Genomic DNA, 19,584 nt, shown 5'->3' with positions numbered 1-19,584 from the left:
GGTTGTTCCGGTCGACCGACACTGTCCATCAGAAGGCGCCGGACACGGCGTCTCAGTACGACGTCTCAGTGATCGGAGTAGCTGAAGTCGCCCACGGTCCAGGCGCTGACGTCCTTGATCGCGACGCGGTACATCCCACCGGTCTCGGGAATTCCGATGTTGCCCTGGAGGATCCGGGCGAGATGGAAGTGCAGATGCGTGGGCGCCTCGCCGCGGTCGGCGCGGGCCGGCGGCCGGTCTGCGATGAAGACGCCGGAGAACGAGTCGAGGTGGTCGGAGTCCTTGAGCACCTCCGAAACCCGCTCCCTCCACATGGCTTCGGGAGCCAGTCGGCCGGTGATGACAGCACCACCGACAACCACGGTCAGTGACATCCGATTGCTCTGCCCGGACTCCACCATGGCGGAGATGCCGACGAGCAGCTCGTCAGGGTTCGACATGGGAGCCGATTCTATCCAGCGGCCGTTCCCGCTACCCACCCGTAGAGGTGACGTGAGGATATTTGGCACTTGTGCCGATCAAAATCTGTGTTTGTCAGAGTAGACATTGGCTGGGTGTGTGGTTAGGGTTTCTCTCGTTGACGCAGTCGGAGATGCCCGGCAGACACGAACTGGCGGGATAGCACGGGCAGTACCGCAGTACCGGTTCTGCACACACCGATTCACCAGAGGACGGAGGGAGCAGACGCCATCAGGATCGCCCGGCCGGAGAGCGTTCGGACCGGGTACCGCAAGGCCCCGGAACGGAAGGTGGTCCCCGGTCACGCAATCGCGATTCCCGTACTCCCTGCCCTCTCCCGGGCCGGGGGTCGGAAACAGAAGGTCGGCGCGGCAGTAACGCCGGCAGATGGTGTTCAATTTCCCTCGGGGCCCTGGTGCCGTACGGCACCAGGGCCCCTCGACGCGTTGCAGAACGAGGTGACATGACAGCAGACAGTCCACTGAGCGATCGTCTGGATGACGACGACTACCCCGCATACACGATGGGCCGGGCCGCCGAGATGCTCGGCACCACCCCGGGTTTCCTCCGGGCCATCGGCGAGGCCCGGCTCATCACTCCGCTCCGCTCCGAGGGCGGACACCGGCGCTACTCCCGATACCAGCTCCGGATCGCCGCTCGCGCCCGCGAGCTGGTCGACAGAGGGACCCCGGTCGAGGCCGCCTGCCGCATCGTCATCCTCGAGGACCAGCTCGAGGAAGCACAGCGCATCAACGCCGAGTACCGCCGCACGGCGAAGCAGGCATCGGACGGTTCCGGTTCCGGTTCCGCCTGAGTACGTCGGCCGAACCGGCCGGTGCACGCGATGGGTTTTTTCGCCCCCTACCAGCCTTTCGGCTGCAGGTGGATAGGGGCGCGGGGAACTGCGCAATCTTTTGAGCGGGGGTCTGGGGGCGGCAGCCCCCAGGGACGGGTAGGGGCGGAGGGGGCGAAAACATTGTGGGGACCCTCCGTCGGGCTCCGAGCCGACGTCAGGCGGGCAGTGACGCATCGGGCGCCGGCAGGGAGCCCAGCGTCGCGTCGGCCTTCGCCATCACCCGCCCGACCAGCTCCGCGCACGACGGCAGGTCCTCGATCACTCCCGCGACCTGCCCAGAGGCCATCACCCCCAGGTCCGTACGCCCGTCCACCATCGAGGACTTGAGCAGCATCGGCGTATTGGCGGCGAGCAGGACCTGGCTCCAGGAGAGGTCCTTGCCGTGCTTCATGGCCAGGCCGTCACGGATCATCTGCGACCAGGAGAGGCCCGACATCCTCCGGAACCCGGCGGCTCGGCGAACGGCCGGCGCGAGGGCGCTCGTACGGCCGGACCTCTCGAGGGAGTCGACGAGTTCGCTGCGCAGCATGCGGTGCGGGAGCCCGTCGACTGCCGTCGTGACCGTGATGTCCTTGACCGTCGCTGCCAGGTACTTGGCCTTCACCGCGTCCGGGACGGTCGAGTCGGAGGTCAGAAGGAAGCGCGTCCCCATCGCGATGCCCGCCGCGCCGTACGCCAGCGCCGCCACCAGCCCCCGGCCGTCGCAGAAGCCGCCCGCCGCCACGACCGGTATGTCGACCGCGTCCACCACCTGCGGCAACAGCACGGTCGTCGCCACCTCGCCGGTGTGCCCGCCACCCTCGCCGCCCTGCACGATCACCGCGTCGGCACCCCAGGCGGCCACCTTCTCGGCGTGCCGGCGCGCCCCGATGGACGGGACGACGATCACGCCCGCCTCCTTGAGCTCGGCGATCAGCTCGCGCGAGGGGGCGAGGGCGAAGGACGCGACCCGCACGCCCTCGTCGACGATGATCCGCACCCGGTCGCCCGCGTCCCCGGCGTCCGCGCGCAGATTCACCCCGAACGGCTCGTCCGTACGGGACTTGACCTCTCGTACGGCGTCCCGCAGCTGGTCGAGCGTCATCGTCGCGGAGGCCAGGATGCCCAGCGCGCCCGCGTTCGCCGTGGCGGAGACCAGGCGCGGGCCGGCCACCCAGCCCATGCCGGTCTGCACGATGGGGTGGCGGACGCCGACGAGCCGGGTCAGCGCGGTCTCCATCAGTGCCCGACCTTGCCGCTGTCCGGGACCTCGCGATCCCGGGTGCCCTTCGGGTCGATGATCTCGCGGATCAGCTCCAGCTCTTCCAAGGTCGGTTCACGGGTGTACGGCACCTCGTCGGAGACCGTCAGCTCGAAGCCCGTCGCCGCCCTCACCCGCTCGACCGTGACGCCGGGGTGCAGCGAGGCGAGGCGCAGCGAGTGGTCGGGCGTCGCGAAGTCGAGGACCGCGAGGTCGGTCACCACACGCGGGATGCGATGGAAGCGCGTGGCGCTCGGCCCCGCGGCGGCGGCGCGGTCGTATCCCACCCCGCACACCATGTCGACCCGCTCGACGAAGACACGCGGCGAGTGCTTCGGGACCCAGTAACTGGTCGGGTTGTTCAGCGTGTTGACCGGGGCGCCGCGCACGCCCAGCAGTTGGCGCCTGGGCTTGGACCAGTCGCCGATGCAGGAGATGTTCTGGTTGCCGAAGCGGTCGATCTGGCTCGCGCCCATCATCACGTGCCGGCGGCCGCCTGTGACCATCGTCAGATGCTGTCGGTACGGCAGCCAGCCCTCCGGAGTGCCGTCGAGGCCGACGAGCATCGCCTCGCCGTCGGTCAGCAGCAGGTCGGGCGAGAAGGTGCGCTTGGCGAGGCGGGCGCCGATGGACGGGATCACGCCCATCGGGCCGGCGAGCACCTCGCCATTGCCCCGCCAGGCCTCGGCACAGGCGATCACGCAGTACTCGGCGCGAGACGCCTTCGCTTCGGTCTCCGCTCGGGTCGTGCTCACTGGTTCTGCTCCCTCTGCCAGGCCTGGACGGCGCTGCGGTAGGCGTGCTCGTCCCCGCCCAGGAACCGCTCGGCGAACTCGGCGTGCGGTGTGGTGGCGTACAGCCTCTGGAAGGCTTCGTCGCGCCCGTAGTCGGGCACGCACGAGGTGAAGTGCGCGCCGTTCGGCGTCTCGACGACCCCCGTCACGCTCGACCGCTTGAGCAGCAACGTCTGCGGCGCGGCCTCCTTGGTGAGCTCCGCCGTGTCCACAATCCGCTCGCAGGACACATACGCGGCGTCCGCCGCCTCGCAGAACAGGTCGTCGAAGTACGGGTCCGGGCCCAGGTACTGGCCGTTGCCGAGGCGGTCCGCGCGGTTCATGTGGACCAGGGCCGCGTCCAGGCGCAGCGCGGGCATGGCGACGAACTCCTCCCGTATCCCCGAGGATTCGTCGGCGTACGGCGAAGTGACCGTTCGCAGACCGGGGTTGACCCGCATCACGTCCGAGCCGATGCCCGCCCGCACCGGCAGGAACGGCAGACGGTTCGCGGCGGCGCGCAGCCCCCACATGAACATCGCCTCGTCGACCTCCATCAGCTCGAAGGCGCCGCTCTCGCGTGCCGCGCGGTAGTGCGGTTCGAGCGGGATCGAGTCGAGGGTCGTGAAGGCGGTGACGAGTTTCCGTATCCGTCCGGCGGCGGCCAGCAGGCCCACGTCGGGGCCGCCGTACGAGACGACGGTGAGATCGGTGATCTCGGTGCGGAGCAGCGCTCTCACCAGCGCCATCGGTTTGCGGCGCGAGCCCCAGCCGCCGATGCCGAGGGTCATCCCGCTCTCCAGCCGGGCGACGGCTTCGTCGGCCGACATGGTCTTGTCGCTCACTGGGCGGCCTCCTTTCCGAAGGTGTCACGGACGCGGTCGGCCACTCCGTCGAGGTTCGCCTCGAAGGTGAAGCCCTGCTCGAAGCGGTAGCTGCGGCGCACGTCGACGGGATCGATGCCGTTGATCGCCGCCTTCGCGAGGCGGATGAGGTGACCGTCCTTGGCGGCTATCTCGCGCGCCAACTCCAGGGCTGCCGCGCGCAGTTCCTCGCGCGGCACGACCCTCCACACCGAGCCGTGCGCGTGCAGTTCGGCGGCGGTGGCGGTGCGCGAGGTGTAGTACAGGGCGCGCATCAGGTGCTGCGGGACAAGGCGGGCCAGATGCGTGGCCGCCCCGAGCGCTCCCCGGTCCAGCTCGGGCAGCCCGAAGGTCGCGTCCTCGCTCGCCACGATCGCGTCCGCGTTCCCCACCAGCCCTATCCCGCCGCCCAGGCAGTAGCCCTGCACCGCCGCGACGACGGGCACCTCGCACTCGTACACCGCGGCGAATGCCTCGAAGCAGCCGCGGTTGGCGCCTATGAGCGCGCGATGCCCCTCCGTGTCGCGCTGCATCTCCTTGATGTCGACGCCCGCGTTGAAACCGCGCCCCTCGGCCGTCAGCACGACACAGCGGATCTCGGGGTCGTGGCCCGCCGCGCGGACGGTGTCGGCCAGGTCGAACCAGCCACGCACCGGCAGTGCGTTCACCGGCGGGAAGTCGACCGTGACGACGGAAATCCCCTTTTCCGGGGACGAGGTGGAGACACCCATGGGCGCATCAGCTACCTTTCCACCAAACGTTTGTTAGGCACAGTCTCGAAGCTAGCAGCGAATGCATCCGCGCGGGAGGCCCTGTGGACAACGTGGACACCATGGATCTCGGAGGCAGGACCGTGGTCGTCACCGGCGGCACCCGTGGGGTCGGGGCCGGGATCGCGCGGGCGTTCGCGCGGGCGGGCGCGCACGTCGTGGTCTGTGCGCGCAGGCCGCCCGAGGCGCCCCTGGAGGGAACCGATTTCGCATCCGTCGATCTGCGCGACCCGGCCGCCGTGCGCGCCTTCTTCGACGCGATGCCCCGGCTCGACGTCCTGGTCAACAACGCGGGCGGCACGCCCTACCGGCCGCTGGCACAGGCGGACGCCGAGCGGCACGCGCGCGTGATCGAGCTCAACCTCACCGTCCCGCTGACCGCGTCGATCGCCGCGTACGAGCACCTCAAGCGGGCCAAGGGCTCGGTCGTGATGATCGGCAGTGTCAGCGGGACGCGACCGTCACCCGGCTCGGCGGCCTATGGGGCGGCCAAGGCGGGCCTGGAGAACCTGGCCCGTTCGATGGCCGTCGAATGGGCCCCCGACATCAGGGTCAACACCCTGATCGTCGGCATGGTCCGCACCGAGCTGGCGCATCTGCACTACGGCGGCGAGGACGGCATCGCCGCCGTCGCGCGCACCGTCCCACTGGGCCGTCTCGCCCAGCCGTCCGATGTCGGCGAGGCCGCCGTCTTCCTCGCCTCGGACGCAGCCGCCTACATCAGCGGGGCCTCGCTGCTCGTCCACGGGGGCGGGGAGCTGCCCGCCTTCCTCGACGCCGCAAGCGCCAACAAGGAGAAGTGAGATGAGCGCACCGCTGCTGTGCGAGGGGCGTGTCGTGATCGTCACGGGCGCGGGGCGTGGACTCGGTCGGGCACATGCGCTCGCGTACGCCGCCGAGGGCGCGCGCGTCGTCGTCAACGATCTCGGGGTCGGCCTCGACGGCATACCGGGACCGGACAGCCCTGCCCGGCAGGTCGCCGACGAGATCCGTGCGGCGGGCGGCGAAGCCGTGGCCCACGGCGGCGACGTCGCGACGACCGAGGGCGCCGCATCGCTCATCCGCACCGCCCTGGAGGCGTACGGACGCCTCGACACGCTCGTCAACAACGCCGGGTTCCTGCGCGACAGGATGCTCGTCAACCTCGACGAGGAGGACTGGGACGCCGTGCTGCGCGTCCATCTGAAGGGCCACTTCCTGCCGCTCAAGCACGCGGCGGCACACTGGCGGGCGGAGGCGAAGGCGGGGCGTACGCCGGTGGCCCGGGTCGTCAACACCAGTAGCGGAGCGGGGTTGTCGGGGTCGGTCGGGCAGGGCAACTACAGCGCCGCGAAGGCAGGGATCGTCGGGCTGACGCTCGTCGCCGCCGCCGAGATGGGGCGGTACGGCGTCCACGTCAACGCGATCGCTCCCGCGGCCCGCACCCGGATGACCGAGCGGACCTTCGCGGAGGCCATGGCGACGCCCGGCACCGGTTTCGACGCCATGGCGCCCGAGAACGTCTCACCGCTGGTGGTCTGGCTGGGGTCGGCCGCGAGTGCGGGCGTCACCGGACGGGTCTTCGAGACCGAGGGCGGGCGGATCACCGTCATGGAGGGCTGGCGCCCGGGCCCGACCGCGGACAGGGGCGCACGGTGGACGCCGTCGGAGGCGGGCGAGGCGACGCTGAAACTGCTCGCGGAGGCAGAGGCTCCGGGGGCGGTGTACGGGGCGCAGTAGGGCGACGGTGCGGGCCCCTCCGCTCAACCGGGGCCGGGCGGCGAGTTCGTCGGCCGCGCGGACAGCCTCGCGCCGCCGGCCTCCGTCCGCCAACGGGGCCCGCGCCGGCCCCCTGAACCGGAGGGCCCGCCAACGGGGCCCGCGCCGCCCCCCTGAACCGGAGGGCCCGCCAACGGGGCCCGCGCCGCCCCCCGAACCGGAGGGTCCGCCAACGGGGCCCGCGTCGCCCCCCCCGAACCGGAGGGCCCATCAACGGGCCCGCGCCGCCCCCCGAACCGGAGGGCCCGCCAACGGGGCCCGCGCCGCCCCCCGGACCGGAGGGCCCGCCAACGGGGCCCGCGCCGCCCCCGAACCGGAGGCCAGGGCGAGCGGCGCGTTCCCGGCGGGGGAGCGTGACGTCCGCGGAAGCCCGATGGGTTCGGGGGATATGGGGAGTGCGGGTGCCGGAGGGCCGTTGCGTGTCTAGCGGGAGAGGCGCGCGGCGGCCTTCCGCTGCTGTTCGGACATGACGGACAGGAAGCGGATCACGGTCTCCAGCTCGTCCGTGCTGAACTCCTCGCAGGCCTCGATGACATCGCGCGCCCAGTCGTCGAAGAACACGGCCAGCTCGGCGATCTTCTCCTGGTTCAGCTCGACGACCACCCGGCGCTTGTCGGTCGGGTGCTTGACCCTGCGGACGAAGCCCCTGCCCTCGAGGCGGTCGACCAGGCCGGTGACGGACGCGGGGGCCAGCCCCGTGCGTTCGGCCAGGTCCTTCGCGGTCAGCGGGCCGAACCGCTGGAGCAGATCGAGGGTCTTGCTCTCGGTGGCGCTCAGGCCCTGCTGGGCCGCGACCGCCGAATGGAACATCACCGTGACGCCACTGTGCTCGCGGCCCACGGTCATGAGCTGGTCCAGCGTCTTGGCCCGCCTGTCGTCGGCGGTTCCGGCACCCCTGTCGCCCTTGGCGTCCTTGTCTCCGCTGCTCATGGGGCCAGGTTAACAAATATTTCGTTCGGTCGAACTAAAGACTTGCGATCGCGGCTGAGTCGATGCAAGTCTTTCGTTAGCCCGAACGAAATAAATGTCGAGCGAATGAATCCGGAGCAACGGGAGACGCCATGTCCACGAGCCTCACAGCCGCACCCCCCTCACCCCCCGCGGAGCCGTATCCGCGTCGCTGGGCCGCCGCCGTCGTGATGATGATCGCGGCGCTGATGGACCTGCTGGACGTGACGATCGTGAACGTCGCGATCCCGTCCATAGGCCGTGACCTGGACGCCTCACAGAGCGCCCTGCAGTGGCTGGTCTCCGCGTATCTGCTGGGCTTCGCCGCGACCCTGATCGTCTCCGGGCATCTCGGGGACCGGTTCGGGCGCCGCTTCCTCTTCCTCGCCGGCACGGCGGGCTTCGGGCTCGCGAGCCTCGGGTGCGGGATCGCCCAGTCGCCTGGACAGCTGATCGCCGCGCGGGCCGTGCAGGGCGTGATGGCGGCGGTGCTGATGCCACAGGTGCTCGGCTCGTTCCGCACGCTCTTCCAGGGCAAGGAGCGCGGAGCGGCCTTCGGGATGTACGGCGCGGTCGCCGGATTCGCCTCCGCGGTCGGGCTGCTGCTCGGCGGGGTGCTCACCGATGCGGATCTGTTCGGCTGGGGCTGGCGGTCCGTGTTCCTGGTGAACGTGCCGGTCGCCATCTGTACGTTCATGGCGGGACTCGTCCTCGTCCCGGCCACACGTGAGCGGTCCGCCGGGCGGCCCGACGTGCTCGGCAGTGTGCTCCTCGCCGGCGGGCTCGTCGCGATCGTGCTTCCGCTGGTGCAGGGGCGTGGCAACGGGTGGCCGCTGTGGGGATGGATCTGCCTCGCCGGTGGAGTGCTCGTGGTGAGTGGGCTCGGGGTGTACGAGGCGCGTCGACGCGGATCGGTGACGGTGCCGCTGCTGCCCTCCCGCGCCTTCCGGCTTCCCGCGTTCTCGGTGGGCGTCCTGGTCCAACTCATCTTCTCCGTCGGGATGCAGGGCTTCTTCCTGATCTTCGCGATCTGGCTGCAGGGCAGCGAGGGCTACACCCCGACCCAGGCGGGTGTGCTGACTGTGGCCTTCTCGGTCGGCGGCTTCCTCACCGCGCCTGCGGCGGACGGGTTGGCCGTGCGCTTCGGGCGGCTGGTGCTGGGGGCGGGGGCGCTGCTGATGGCCGGGGGCTTCGGGTGGATCTGGGCGGCGGTCGAGGACTCCTCCGCCGTGCACACCGGGGCGTGGCCGCTGGTGCCGGGGCTGGTGCTGGCGGGGGCGGGGCTGGGGTTCCTGGTGGTTCCGCTGGTGAATGTGGTGCTGTCCGCGGTGCCCGGTGAGCTCGCGGGTGGGGCGTCCGGGATCTTTTCCACGGCTCAGCAGTTCGGTGGGGCTGTGGGGGCCGCGGTGATCGGGAGCGTGTTCTTCGGGCATGCGTCGGGTGGATTGACGGGGGCGCTGACCTCGGCGATGCCCTGGGTGATGGGCGGGTTCGTGCTCTGCGCCGGGCTGTGTGCGGCATTGCCGGGGCGGGCGGTGGCTGAGCAGCGGGGGTGAACGGTGGGGGCGGGGCGGGGCGGGGCAGGGCGGGGGGGGGGTTTCCCCCCCCCCCCGCCCCTGCCCCTTCTCGTCACTCGGGGTCTCCGCCCCCAACCCCCATCGGGCTGAACGGCCTTGTCCTCAATCGCCGGAGGGGCTGAAAATCGGCCCCTCCGGCGATTGAACGGGTAGGGCGAAGGGGCGAATAGATCCCTGAACGGCCCCCGCTCAGGGAGCCGCCCCCAAGGCCGTCTCCAGAAGCGCTGCAGTCTCGGCATGCCCCGTCTGCTGGTCGTCGGCGGCGAACGGCTGACCTTCCGCGTCGAGGAGCTGGACCTCGACGATGATGCCGTCCTCCGCCGGATGGCGGTGGGTCGCGGACGGGTGACCGGGGCCGTGGGTCCGGGCCAGGCCCGCGCGGAGTTCGGCCTCCACGTCCAGGGACAGCCACCGGCGGGCTTCGGCGAGAGCCTCGGCGACCGCCTGCGCTCCGTACGCGAGAAGGACTCGCACGCACCCCGGCGAGCCGCGGTGCGCGGCCGCCACGAGCGGCGGCTCGCCGGTCGGGCCGGGCCGGTTCGGGTCCGCACCGGCCGCGAGGAGGGCGTCCGCCATCTCGGTGTGACCGCGCCGCAGCGCCCACGTCAGGGCCGTGAAGCCGAACGCCTCCACCGTGTCCGGGCCGGCCCCGGCCGTGAGCAGCGCGCGTACCACCGACGTATGGCCGCCGCAGGCCGCACCGCACAGCGGAGCGTCCGTACCCTGACTGAGCCGGTCGGGGTCGGCGCCGGCCGCCAGCAGCAGTCGTACGATGCCGGGTTGGTCGCTCACCGCGGCCAGATACAGCGCCGTCTGGCCGTCCTCGTCCACCGACTCCGGGCTCACGCCGGAGCGCAGCAGCCCTACGACCGCGTCCTCGTCACCCTCGTACACAGCGGTGAAGAGGCGCGCCGCGGGGTTGTTCGTGCTCATCCTTCGACCCTCGCTCGCGAAGGACGCCTCAGGCAAAGGCTTTTGGGGTGTTCTGTCTCACCTCTTACGCCTCACCTCTCTCTCTTCGCATCTCACATCTCACCGGTCACGTGTCACACTCCAGCACCGTCCGGCACAGCGCGCAGCGTGCCCGAACCCGGCCGCGCACCGGCACCCTGATCCGCTGGTGGCAGGTCGGGCAGGGGAACGACACACGCAGGGGGCCGCGGGTGTCCGGGGTGAAGGCGTAGGGGGCGCCGGGGTGGGAGTCGGGGGCGTGGTGGTCCTGGGCGTAGCGGCGGTCCTTCGCGTAGCGGCGGCGGCCCGCCCAGCCTGCGGCGGTCAGCGGGGGCTGCTGTTCGTCGCGGCGGGCCTGCGCCATGCCCTTGGCGTACGCGGTGTACGCCTGCGGGCTGGTGAACCAGATCGCGGGGTCCTCGCCGAAGACGAGGGCCCGTTTGGCGAGGACGTAGCCGAACTCCTCGGGAGTGAGGTAGCCGAGCTTCTGCGAGGACGCCGCGTCCTCGCGGTAGGCGTCGAGGAGGAGCCAGCCGGCGCCGAGGTACGTCGCTGCCGTGTCCGTGAGGATCTCGGTGTCGCGGGTGCCGGGGAAGGAGAGGTCGAGGCGGTGCAGATAGACATGCATCACCTCGTGGGCGAGGGCGGCGCCGATGTCGCGGCGGTGGGTGCGGAAGCGGTCGTTGAGCTCGATGAAGTACTCGGGGCCCGCGGCGAGTTCGACGTTCGCCGCGTGGGTCATCTCACGGAAGCCGATGATCATCCGGGCGTCCGGCAGCCGGTAGTGCCGCACCATCTCGCGGGCCACGCGCTGCGCGCCCAGATGCAGGTCGTCGATGTCGGCGAAGGCCACGTCGGCGGGGGCCACGCTGGTCGCGAAGGTGTGGATGGTGTCGTACGAGAGCCGCTTGTAGAGCGCGGTGATCGACGCCCGCACCGTGTCCAGATGCGGGAAGCCGTGCTCGACGGGTCCGCCGTTCGCCACGTCCGCACCCCCTGAAGACGTCAGCACTGGATTCCACTCTAAGCGGGCTTTCTCCCGGCGGCGGGGTGGCCGGGCGCGCGGAGCGGTGTCTGGCCGGAATGCGGCTCTTGCCCGAGCTGCGCGGCGGTCCTCATAATCCGCACCAGCTTGGCAGGAGCATGCCATCACGCCTCTCCGTGCCCTGCGCCTCGCGTTCAACCCCCCACGAAAGGAAGCGCGTTGAAGTCTCTCAAGAAGTTCAGCCTCATAAGAAGAGCGCTCGCCGTTGCCGCGGTCGCGCTCGCCGCGGTGTCTCTCCAGCCGCTGTCCGCGCAGGCCGCGCCCGCGCCCGTCGTCGGCGGGACCCGGGCAGCGCAGGGCGAGTTCCCGTTCATGGTGCGGCTGTCCATGGGCTGTGGCGGCGCCCTCTACACCAAGAGCATCGTCCTGACCGCCGCGCACTGCGTGGACGGCTCGGGCGCCAACACCTCCATCACCGCCACCGCCGGCGTCGTCGACCTGCAGAGCAGCAGCGCGATCAAGGTCAAGTCGACCAAGGTGCTCCAGGCGCCCGGCTACAACGGCAGGGGCAAGGACTGGGCCCTGATCAAGCTCGCCAAGCCGATCGAGCAGCCCACCTTGAAGATCGCCACCACCACCGCGTACAACAACGGGAACTTCACCGTCGCCGGCTGGGGCGCCACCCGCGAGGGCGGCGGTCAGCAGCGCTACCTGCGCAAGGCCGCCGTTCCCTTCGTCGACGACGCCACCTGTCAGCAGGCGTACGGCAGTGACCTCGTCCCCGGTGACGAGATCTGCGCCGGATTCGTCCAGCAGGGCGGCGTCGACACCTGCCAGGGCGACTCCGGCGGGCCCATGTTCCGCAAGGACAACACGGGTGCCGACATCCAGGTCGGGATCGTCAGCTGGGGCCAGGGCTGCGCCGAGCCCGGATACCCGGGCGTGTACAGCGAGGTCTCGACGTTCGCGGCCGACATAGCCCGGGCGGCGTCCGGACTGTGAGGGCTGGGGCCGTCGCCCCGTACGCATGACGGTGCGGGCGCCCGTGACCCCGGTTGCGGGCGCCCCGCTGCGCCGGTCCCATGGAGGGGAGAGCCCGTTTCCGGGGCCCGTTTCCGGAGCCCCTTTCCGGAGCCCGTCTCGGGAGCCGGCCTCGGTCCCCACCGGCCTGGAGGTAGGCGTCGCCGACGACGGCACCAAGCCGCTCCCCGGCCTCCCCGGCAGCGGCTTCGGTCTCGTCGGTCTCACCGAACGCGTCACCGCCCTCGGGGGCACCCTCACCGCCGGCCCCGCACGGGAGGGCGGCTGGCAGGTCCGCGCGTGCTGCCGTACGAGAAGACCGGCCGGCGATGACGCGGCAGCGCACGGCGGTGGAAAACCTCCCTCGGTTGTGGTGCGTGTCCGGTGGGGGGAGTGTGCTCGGTTGTGGTGTGCGCGCGGTGGTGGGAAGGCCCTCGGTTGTGGTGCGTGTCCGGCGGGGGGAGTGCGCTCGGCCGTGACCCGTGACCCGTGCCCCGCGCCGGAAATGCGTTCGGCGGTCGTCCCGGGGCGCTGGCATACTCCGCGCCATGAGCACCGAAGAGCACCCCGCCGACCCCACCCAACAGCCGCCCCCCTCCGCATCGTTGGAGGTCGGCGGCAAGGACCGCGCCCTGGAGCGGCGGCTCGACGACGAGCTCACCGCATTCAACGCGGAAGCCACCGGCGCCGGTGTTCCCGCGCCGCTCTCGGTCCGCGTGACCGACGCCGCGGGCGAACTCGTCGGCGGGCTCACCGCCTGGGTCTGGGGCAGTTGCTGCGCGGTCGACATGCTGTGGGTGCGTGCGGACCAGCGGCATGCGGGCTGGGGGAGCAAGCTGCTCCGGGCGACCGAGGAGGAGGCCGCCCGGCGCGGCTGCGCCGAGATGATCGTCTCGTCGTTCACTTTCCAGGCCCCCGACTTCTACCGCGGGCACGGCTACCGCGAGACGGGCCGCACGGAGGGCATCCCGGGCGGGCATCAGGACGTGCACTTCCACAAGGTGCTGCAGGCGTCGGACCGTTAGACCACCGACCCGTTAGTCCAACTCCTCTCCCTCCTTTGTCCATGGGCACGTTCGCCCCACCCGGCGCAGGCTGACGGCACGGAACCCGCCCCCAGGAGGAGTGCCTTGCAGCCCTCAGCCATGCCCTCACAAGCCCTGCCCTCGGACTCGTTCGCACCCACCCGCCGCGCCGTCGTCGCGGCGGGCGCCGCGGCCGGAATCGGGGCCGCACTCGGTATGCCGGGTGCGGCCTCCGCCGAGGCGGCCGCCTCCGGCGAAGACCTCGTCATCCGCTCCCGCGCCCTCGAGGTCCGCGTCGCCGCGGCGTTCCCGCGGATCGTCTCGTACACCGACCGCGCCACCGGCGCTGTCCTGCACGGTCAGGAGGACGAGGTCACCTCCGTGCTCGTCGACGGCGCCGAGCGCACCCCGACGGTCACCGCCACGGCGGGCGACACCGCGGTCGCGTACCGGCTCGCCTTCGACGGCGGCACCACGATCGACGTCGAGATCTCCGTGACGAACCGTCAAGTGACCTGGTGTGTCACGGAGATCGCGGACACCGCGGCCCTCTCCGTCGGAACGCTCCGCATCCCGGGCCTCGCCCTGCTCTCCGTCCGTAGCGATCAGCCCGGCGCCCAACTCCTCGCTGCCCGCATCCAGTTGGACAAGTCGCAGAGCGGCGACACCCTACTCACCCCGAGCGCCGACAGCCCGACCGGCACGGCCACCGGATGCGCGTACGCCGTCGTCGCGCACCAGGGACTGGCGGACCTGCGAGCCGACGCGCACCCCGCCCTCAACTCCCTCTACATCGACGTCTTCCGCGAGTCCGGGTGGACCTCCGACCGCCTCCAGCGCGCCCTGCGCGACCAGGGCTGGCACGTCACCTCCGAGTGGGGCCACGGCCTGGAGCGCTCCTCCCTGTGGTCGCACTGGGCGACCGAGACGGACTACGGCCCCGACACGTCCCGCGGCATCAACTCACGGCTCATCCGCTTCGTCCGCAACCACCAGAAGGACGTCTTCGCCGACAAGTGGCCCACCCTGCTGGGCATCGCCCGCATGGGCAACTTCGAGGGCTGGACCGGCAAGACCGACTGGACCTACTTCTACGATCTGATCTGGACCCACTCGCTGCCCGCCAAGTACCTCCAGGCGTACCCGATCAGGACGTGGGGCGAGCACGAGATCACCTTCGAGGGGGCCACGTCCGTCTCCGACGCCGACGGCACCCGTCGCATCACCACCGACGGACGGCTCGTCTACGAGGGAGGCTCTTATCTCCTCCCCTGGGACCCCAAGAAGCCCACCAAGCTGTACCACTACAACCCCGCGGGCGGCAGCAGCAGCTGGCGGCTCCCGCGCACATGGGAGGGACTGTCCCGGGTCGCCCTGTACCGGCTCACCGACCAGGGCCGGGTGTTCCTGACATACGTCCCCGTACGCGCCGGCAGGATCACCCTCGACGCCTCGGCGAAGCAGCCGTACGTCCTCTACCGCACCCGTGTCGCCGACACCCCCGACCCCGCCTGGGGTCAAGCCACTCCGCTCCATGACCCGGGCTTCAACTCCGGCTCTCTGAAGGGCTGGACGGTCAGCGGTCCCGCCTCCGTCGAGCTCAGCGACCTCGGCGACTACGAGCTGGTGATCGCCTCCGGCGGCGCCGCCACCGTCTCCCAGCGGCTCACCCGCCTGAAGCCCGGCCCGTACGCCGCCTCCGTCCAGGTCGAGGTCGGCGAGAGCGCGGACGACACCCGCAAGGCCTCCCTCCAGGTTCGTACCGCCGACGGTGTCACCGCCGCCAACTGGACCGAGACGTCCACCGCGGGCAACTACGTCGCCGCCGACCGCAAGCACGGCACCCGCTTCCAGCGGCTGTTCACGTACTTCACGGTGCCCGAGGGCGGCGGCCGGGTCGACCTCACCCTGCGCGCCGCCGCCGGGCACGCGCGCGTGCGGTTCGACAACGTACGGGTCGTGCCGGCACGCCCTACGGCGAAGCAGGGCACCCTCGTCTTCGAGGACTTCGAGAACGTCCCCCAGGGCTGGGGCCCCTTCGTCAAGGGCGACGCGGGCGGCGCCACCGACCCGCGCACCCACATCGCCCAGCGGCACGCGCCGTTCACCCAGCGCGGCTGGAACGGCAAGACGATCGACGACGTCATCGACGGCTCCCAGTCGCTGAAGTCGCGCGGCGAGAACGACGGCCTGGTCTATCGGACCGTGCCGCACGCCGTCCGGTTCGAGCCGGGCAGGCGCTACCGGGTCACCTTCCGCTACGAGAACGAGAAGGCCGGACAGTACGCCTGGATCACCGCCGTCGACCGAGGGGCGACGACGAGCGAGACCGACCGCACCGACCTGCCCGTCGCCACCGAACCGACCGAACTCACCTACGAGTTCACCGCGCCCTGGGACGGCGAGGCCTGGGTCGGACTGCGCAAGATCGGGGACGACGGCACGGCGGAGTTCTCCCTGGACTCCTTCGAGGTCACCGAGGTCTCCAGGGTCACCGGGGTCTCCTCAGGCGCCGGAGCCTCCTGAAGTTCCAGTACCCACACCTCGTTGACGCCCTCGCGCAGGACAGGACCAGGGACGTACAGCGAGCGCTGTGGACCCACGGACCAGTACCGTCCGAGATTGAACCCGTTGATCCAAACGAACCCCCGGTTCCAGCCCGGGAGTTCGAGGAGGGCGTCCCCGGCGCCGCGCACCTCGACGGTGCCGCGGTACAGGCCGGGGGCGCCGTCCTCGGGGAGTTCCCGGAAGGGGACACCCCGGATGTCGTCCAGGGCGTCGAGGCGCAGCCCCCGCGCCCGCACTCCGTGCAGATACTGCCGCTCGTGCACCACGCCCCCCGTGATGCCCTTCGGCTCGCCGGTGCGCGGCCCGTAGTTGACCCGCCCCAGGGACTCCACCCACAGCTCCACGCGCGCGTGCCCCGCGACGGGCTCCTTGAGGTGCGGCTCGTCCTCGGTGAGCACCCCGGCCCGCGCGCCGTCGACGTACACCACCGCGAGGTCCCGCAGCCCACGCAGGGTCAGCGGATAGGGCTGCCGGGGGCCGGGCACGGTCACCTCGTACTTGACCAGCCCCTGGTCCACGTCCAGTTCCTCGAAGGTCGGCGGCACGGGGTACTCGCCCCCGGGGCCGCCCAGCGTCTCCAGGACGGCGTCCAGAGAGGCCCATTGCCGAAGGCCGGCCGACGCGGACGCCCCGAGGCGCGCGGGCGGCGGCGGTACGTCGGGCAGCGGCCCGTCCGCGTACCCGGCGAGGATCTCCCGGAAGCGCCGGAACTTCTCGGTGGGGCGCCCGAGCTCGTCGATCGGCGCGTCGTAGTCGTACGAGGTGACGTCCGGCTCCAGCGGGCCCTCGTGCAGATCGCCGCCGCCCCGGTTGGCGCCCGCCCAGCCGGCGAAGTTGGTGCCCCCGTGCGCCATGTAGACGTTGACCGAAGCCCCGCACTCCAGGATCTCCCGCAGCGCGTCCGCCGCGTCCCCCGGATCGCGTACGACGTGGTCGGCGCCCCAGTGGTCGAACCAGCCGCACCAGAATTCCATGCACATCAGCGGGCCCTCGGGCCGGTGCCGGCGCAGTGTCTCGAAGGCCACGCGCGCGTGGGAGCCGAAATTGGCGGTCGCCAGGATGCCGGGGATCGAACCGCCGGTGAGCATGTGGTCCTCGGGGCCGTCCGAGGTGAACAGCGGAACGCTCACGCCCTCGGCGCGCAGCAGCTCGGCCAGCCGGCGCAGATACACCTGGTCGGAGCCGTAGCTGCCGTACTCGTTCTCGACCTGCACCATCAGCACCGGGCCGCCGCGGTCGATCTGCCGCGGCACGATCTCGCCCAGCAGATGGTGGAACCAGCGCTCCACATGCCCCAGATACTCGGTGTCCCGTGTCCGGATCCGCCCGGTCAGCCAGTGCGGCAGCCCGCCGTTGTCCCACTCGGCGCAGATGTACGGCCCGGGGCGCACGATCGCCCACAGCCCGGCCTCGTGGGCCGCGTCCAGGAAGCGGCCCAGCTGCCGGACGTCCCGGAAGACGCCGGGGCGGGGCTCGTGGAGATTCCACGGAACGTACGTCTCCACACAGTTGAGCCCCATCGCCCGCAGCATCCCCAGCCGATGCGCCCACTGCTCCTCGTGCACCCGGAAGTAGTGCAGTGCGCCGGACAGCAGCCGCACCGGGCGTCCGTCCAGCAGAAAATCCGTGTCCCCCACCGTGAACTCGCTCATGGCCACACGATCACCCCCTGGCGGCGGCCGCGTCCATGGACAAAGATCAGCGCTGATTGGACGCAAGCGACGCGTGCGGACACGCGGTGACGTTCAGGTACGCGTGCAGACACGCAGGAGTCGCCGAGCGGGGCGGGAGGAAAGCGGATGTACCACACCTGGATGCGCTATTTCACCCCCGCTCCTGCCCATCACCGGCTCGGCCTCGTCTGCCTCGGCGTCGGCCTCCAGTACGGCGAGCTGCCCGTCGTCGGACCGCGCACCCTCGACCACCACGTCGCGGTCGTGATCAGCGCGGGCAGCGGCTGGTACCGGACCCCCGACGGGCACCGCCACCCCGTCACCGCGCCCGCCCTGATCTGGCTCACCCCCGGCGTACCGCACCACTACGGGCCCGACCCGAGCTGGGACGAGTGCTTCGTCGACTTCACCGGGCCCGCGACAGCGACATACACCGAACTCGGCTACATCGAACCGGACCGGCCCGTCGTGCCCCTCGCCGACGCGAGCGCCGCCCGCGCCGTCGTCGGCCGCATCGCCCGCGCCGCCCGCCGCGGCAACCCCCTCCTCGAGGTCGAGACGGGAGCCGCCGTCCACGAACTCCTGGTCGCCCTGCGCCGCGCCCGCGCCGACCTCGCCCCTGACGGCGACGAGGTCCTGCAGGCCCTCGCCCGCGACGCCTTCCAGCCGCTGTCCGTCGCCGAACACGCGGCCCGGCACGGGATGACCCCCGCCGAACTGCGCACCGCCGTCCGCCGCGGCGCCGGATGCAGCCCCAAGGACTACCTCCTCGGTATCCGCCTGGGCCGCGCCAAGGAACTCCTCGCCGCCACCGAGCTCCCGGTCGCCGCCGTCGCCCGCCGCGTCGGCTACGACGATCCCGCCTACTTCTCCCGCCTGTTCACCCGCCGCGTCGGCATGGCGCCCGTCCGCTTCCGCGAGCAGCAGGGCCGAACCGTCCCCGGCGGCTGGAGCAACCGGATACCGGACCCCGACGATCCGCCGATGATCGAGGGGCCGCACGCCACCCAGGGATCCATGATCGAGCCGCTGGAGGCCACGTAGGGTTGGACCCCATGACGACGAGCAACACCAACGAAGCGACCGGCGGCGGAAGCGGCCAGGTCGACCCCGCGGTCCGCGCCGAACTCGCCCGGCTGCGCGACAGCATCGACAACATCGACGCCGCCGTCGTGCACATGCTCGCCGAGCGCTTCAAGTGCACCCAGCAGGTCGGCCACCTCAAGGCCGCACACCAGCTGCCGCCCGCCGACCCGTCCCGCGAGGCCCACCAGATCGCCCGGCTCCGCCGGCTCGCCGAGAACGCCAAGCTGGATCCGGCCTTCGCCGAAAAATTGCTGAATTTCATCATCGCCGAGGTCATCCGCCACCACGAGCGCATCGCGGACGACGCGGGCAACGGTACGGCCGACGCGGGGGAGTGACACCGGGCGGTCGCAGCGTGCATGCTGCGTGAGCACTCTTCGCCGGGCACTCGCCGCCGGCACTTCCCGCCACAACCACGGGCGCACCTCGTGAGTCGGTACGGGCAGAAGCTGGTATGTCCAAACGAGGGGACGTCGGGCCATGCCGTCTGATGCCAAGATCCTCATCGTCGACGATCACGAGGACACGCTGTACGCCCTGGAGAGCGCGCTGGCCCCGCTCGGCTACCAGGTGTCCCGCGCGACCAGCGGCGACGAAGCGCTCAAGGAAGTCCTGCGCGGCCAGGTCGGACTGCTCCTCCTCGACGTGCGCATGCCCGGCGTCAGCGGCCTGGACGTCGTGCGCTACATGCGGCGCGTGGAGCAGACCCAGCACATCCCCATCATCCTGCTCACGGGATTCGGCCCGGACGCCGAACTCGCCTCCATCGCCTTCGGCCTCGGCGTCGCCGACCTCGTCATGAAACCCATCGACCCCTGGGCGCTGCGCACCAAGGTCCGCTACCTGTACGACACCCACCGGCGCCACCGAGCACTCGAACGGGAGCTGCGCGAACTGCGCGCCCAGGCCAAGGGGCACATACCGCCCGTCCCCGTCCCCGGCCCAGGCCTGCCGCACCCGGACACCCGTGTCCCCGGCCGGCGCGAGGTCCGCAACAAGAAGCTGGAGCAGGACCGCACCCCGTAGCCGACG

General features: G+C 71.3%; 18 protein-coding genes and 1 pseudogene. 10 read left to right on the top strand and 9 right to left on the bottom strand.

Features of this window, described 5'->3' with window-relative positions; translation table 11 throughout:
* Positions 1–65: 65 nt before the first annotated feature.
* Positions 66–440, bottom strand: coding sequence for a hypothetical protein (locus tag OG390_RS13275; protein ID WP_406167713.1), 375 nt, complete (start codon positions 438–440; stop codon positions 66–68).
* A gap of 482 nt (positions 441–922) precedes the next feature.
* Between OG390_RS13275 and OG390_RS13270 the strand changes: the two genes are divergently transcribed.
* Positions 923–1,273 carry a MerR family transcriptional regulator gene (locus tag OG390_RS13270; protein WP_406167711.1) on the top strand — a complete coding sequence of 117 codons (351 nt, stop codon included), beginning with the start codon at positions 923–925 and terminating at the stop codon, positions 1,271–1,273.
* 196 nt (positions 1,274–1,469) lie between these two features.
* Here the strand turns inward: OG390_RS13270 and OG390_RS13265 are convergent, their stop codons facing one another.
* Genes OG390_RS13265 through OG390_RS13250 form a run of 4 tightly spaced genes read right to left on the bottom strand, consistent with a single transcriptional unit; the run spans position 1,470 to position 4,922 of the window.
* A complete protein-coding gene (locus OG390_RS13265; RefSeq protein ID WP_406167709.1) occupies positions 1,470–2,534 on the bottom strand; it encodes an NAD(P)H-dependent flavin oxidoreductase in 1,065 nt (354 codons plus the stop codon).
* Positions 2,534–3,310: a CoA-transferase subunit beta gene (locus OG390_RS13260; protein ID WP_406167708.1), complete on the bottom strand. Its 777-nt coding sequence runs from the start codon at positions 3,308–3,310 to the stop codon at positions 2,534–2,536. The genes OG390_RS13265 and OG390_RS13260 overlap by 1 nt, the downstream gene beginning before the upstream one ends.
* Entirely contained in the window at positions 3,307–4,173 is an 867-nt protein-coding gene (locus OG390_RS13255) for a CoA transferase subunit A (protein WP_406167706.1), read from the bottom strand. Before OG390_RS13255 ends, OG390_RS13260 begins: the two co-directional genes overlap by 4 nt.
* Positions 4,170–4,922 carry an enoyl-CoA hydratase family protein gene (locus OG390_RS13250; RefSeq protein WP_406167704.1) on the bottom strand — a complete coding sequence of 251 codons (753 nt, stop codon included), beginning with the start codon at positions 4,920–4,922 and terminating at the stop codon, positions 4,170–4,172. The genes OG390_RS13255 and OG390_RS13250 overlap by 4 nt, the downstream gene beginning before the upstream one ends.
* A gap of 101 nt (positions 4,923–5,023) precedes the next feature.
* Between OG390_RS13250 and OG390_RS13245 the strand changes: the two genes are divergently transcribed.
* Positions 5,024–5,764 carry an SDR family oxidoreductase gene (locus OG390_RS13245; RefSeq protein ID WP_406177643.1) on the top strand — a complete coding sequence of 247 codons (741 nt, stop codon included), beginning with the start codon at positions 5,024–5,026 and terminating at the stop codon, positions 5,762–5,764.
* A 1-nt stretch (position 5,765) separates the two neighbouring features.
* A complete protein-coding gene (locus tag OG390_RS13240; RefSeq protein ID WP_406167703.1) occupies positions 5,766–6,680 on the top strand; it encodes an SDR family oxidoreductase in 915 nt (304 codons plus the stop codon).
* Positions 6,681–7,142: 462 nt separating this feature from the next.
* Here OG390_RS13240 and OG390_RS13235 read toward each other — a convergent pair whose 3' ends face one another.
* The gene (locus tag OG390_RS13235; protein WP_406167701.1) at positions 7,143–7,649 is read right to left on the bottom strand and encodes a MarR family winged helix-turn-helix transcriptional regulator; all 507 of its coding nucleotides are present in this window, start codon (positions 7,647–7,649) and stop codon (positions 7,143–7,145) included.
* Positions 7,650–7,780: 131 nt separating this feature from the next.
* Between OG390_RS13235 and OG390_RS13230 the strand changes: the two genes are divergently transcribed.
* Complete coding sequence (locus OG390_RS13230; RefSeq protein WP_406167699.1) at positions 7,781–9,223, top strand: MFS transporter; 1,443 nt, start codon at positions 7,781–7,783, stop codon at positions 9,221–9,223.
* A gap of 210 nt (positions 9,224–9,433) precedes the next feature.
* Here the strand turns inward: OG390_RS13230 and OG390_RS13225 are convergent, their stop codons facing one another.
* Together OG390_RS13225 and OG390_RS13220 are read right to left on the bottom strand one after the other, a co-directional pair.
* On the bottom strand, positions 9,434–10,177 hold the full coding sequence (locus OG390_RS13225; RefSeq protein WP_406167698.1) for an ankyrin repeat domain-containing protein: 744 nt from the start codon (positions 10,175–10,177) through the stop codon (positions 9,434–9,436).
* Positions 10,178–10,283: 106 nt separating this feature from the next.
* Positions 10,284–11,180, bottom strand: a complete 897-nt coding sequence (locus OG390_RS13220) for a hypothetical protein (protein ID WP_406167696.1) — start codon at positions 11,178–11,180, stop codon at positions 10,284–10,286.
* A 219-nt stretch (positions 11,181–11,399) separates the two neighbouring features.
* Here OG390_RS13220 and OG390_RS13215 point away from each other — a divergent pair, with 219 nt between their 5' ends.
* The 3 genes and pseudogenes from OG390_RS13215 to OG390_RS13205 all read left to right on the top strand — a co-directional run.
* On the top strand, positions 11,400–12,182 hold the full coding sequence (locus OG390_RS13215; protein ID WP_406167694.1) for a S1 family peptidase: 783 nt from the start codon (positions 11,400–11,402) through the stop codon (positions 12,180–12,182).
* Positions 12,183–12,748: 566 nt separating this feature from the next.
* Positions 12,749–13,225, top strand: coding sequence for a GNAT family N-acetyltransferase (locus tag OG390_RS13210; protein ID WP_406167692.1), 477 nt, complete (start codon positions 12,749–12,751; stop codon positions 13,223–13,225).
* 216 nt (positions 13,226–13,441) lie between these two features.
* Positions 13,442–15,709 (top strand): annotated as a pseudogene (locus OG390_RS13205) (endo-alpha-N-acetylgalactosaminidase family protein); the annotation flags it as partial.
* Here the strand turns inward: OG390_RS13205 and OG390_RS13200 are convergent.
* Positions 15,601–17,445 (bottom strand): glycoside hydrolase family 35 protein, encoded by a 1,845-nt coding sequence (locus OG390_RS13200; RefSeq protein WP_406167690.1) that lies wholly within the window; start codon positions 17,443–17,445, stop codon positions 15,601–15,603. The pseudogene OG390_RS13205 and the gene OG390_RS13200 sit on opposite strands and share 109 nt — an antisense overlap.
* A gap of 147 nt (positions 17,446–17,592) precedes the next feature.
* On the opposite strand from OG390_RS13200, the gene OG390_RS13195 reads away from it, so the two are divergent.
* The 3 genes from OG390_RS13195 to OG390_RS13185 all read left to right on the top strand — a co-directional run bounded on the left by OG390_RS13195 (position 17,593) and on the right by OG390_RS13185 (position 19,578).
* Entirely contained in the window at positions 17,593–18,510 is a 918-nt protein-coding gene (locus tag OG390_RS13195; RefSeq protein WP_406167689.1) for a helix-turn-helix domain-containing protein, read from the top strand.
* Between the two features lie 11 nt (positions 18,511–18,521).
* Positions 18,522–18,890, top strand: a complete 369-nt coding sequence (locus tag OG390_RS13190; protein WP_399077945.1) for a chorismate mutase — start codon at positions 18,522–18,524, stop codon at positions 18,888–18,890.
* A gap of 142 nt (positions 18,891–19,032) precedes the next feature.
* Positions 19,033–19,578, top strand: a complete 546-nt coding sequence (locus OG390_RS13185) for a two-component system response regulator (protein WP_406167686.1) — start codon at positions 19,033–19,035, stop codon at positions 19,576–19,578.
* The last annotated feature ends 6 nt before the right edge of the window (positions 19,579–19,584 follow it).

Origin of the sequence: Streptomyces sp. NBC_00996, assembly GCF_045162675.1 — a bacterium.
Taxonomy (GTDB): Bacteria; Actinomycetota; Actinomycetes; order Streptomycetales; family Streptomycetaceae; genus Streptomyces.
Note: the sequence above shows the minus strand (reverse complement) of the source record. Positions and strands in the feature narration are given on the sequence as shown.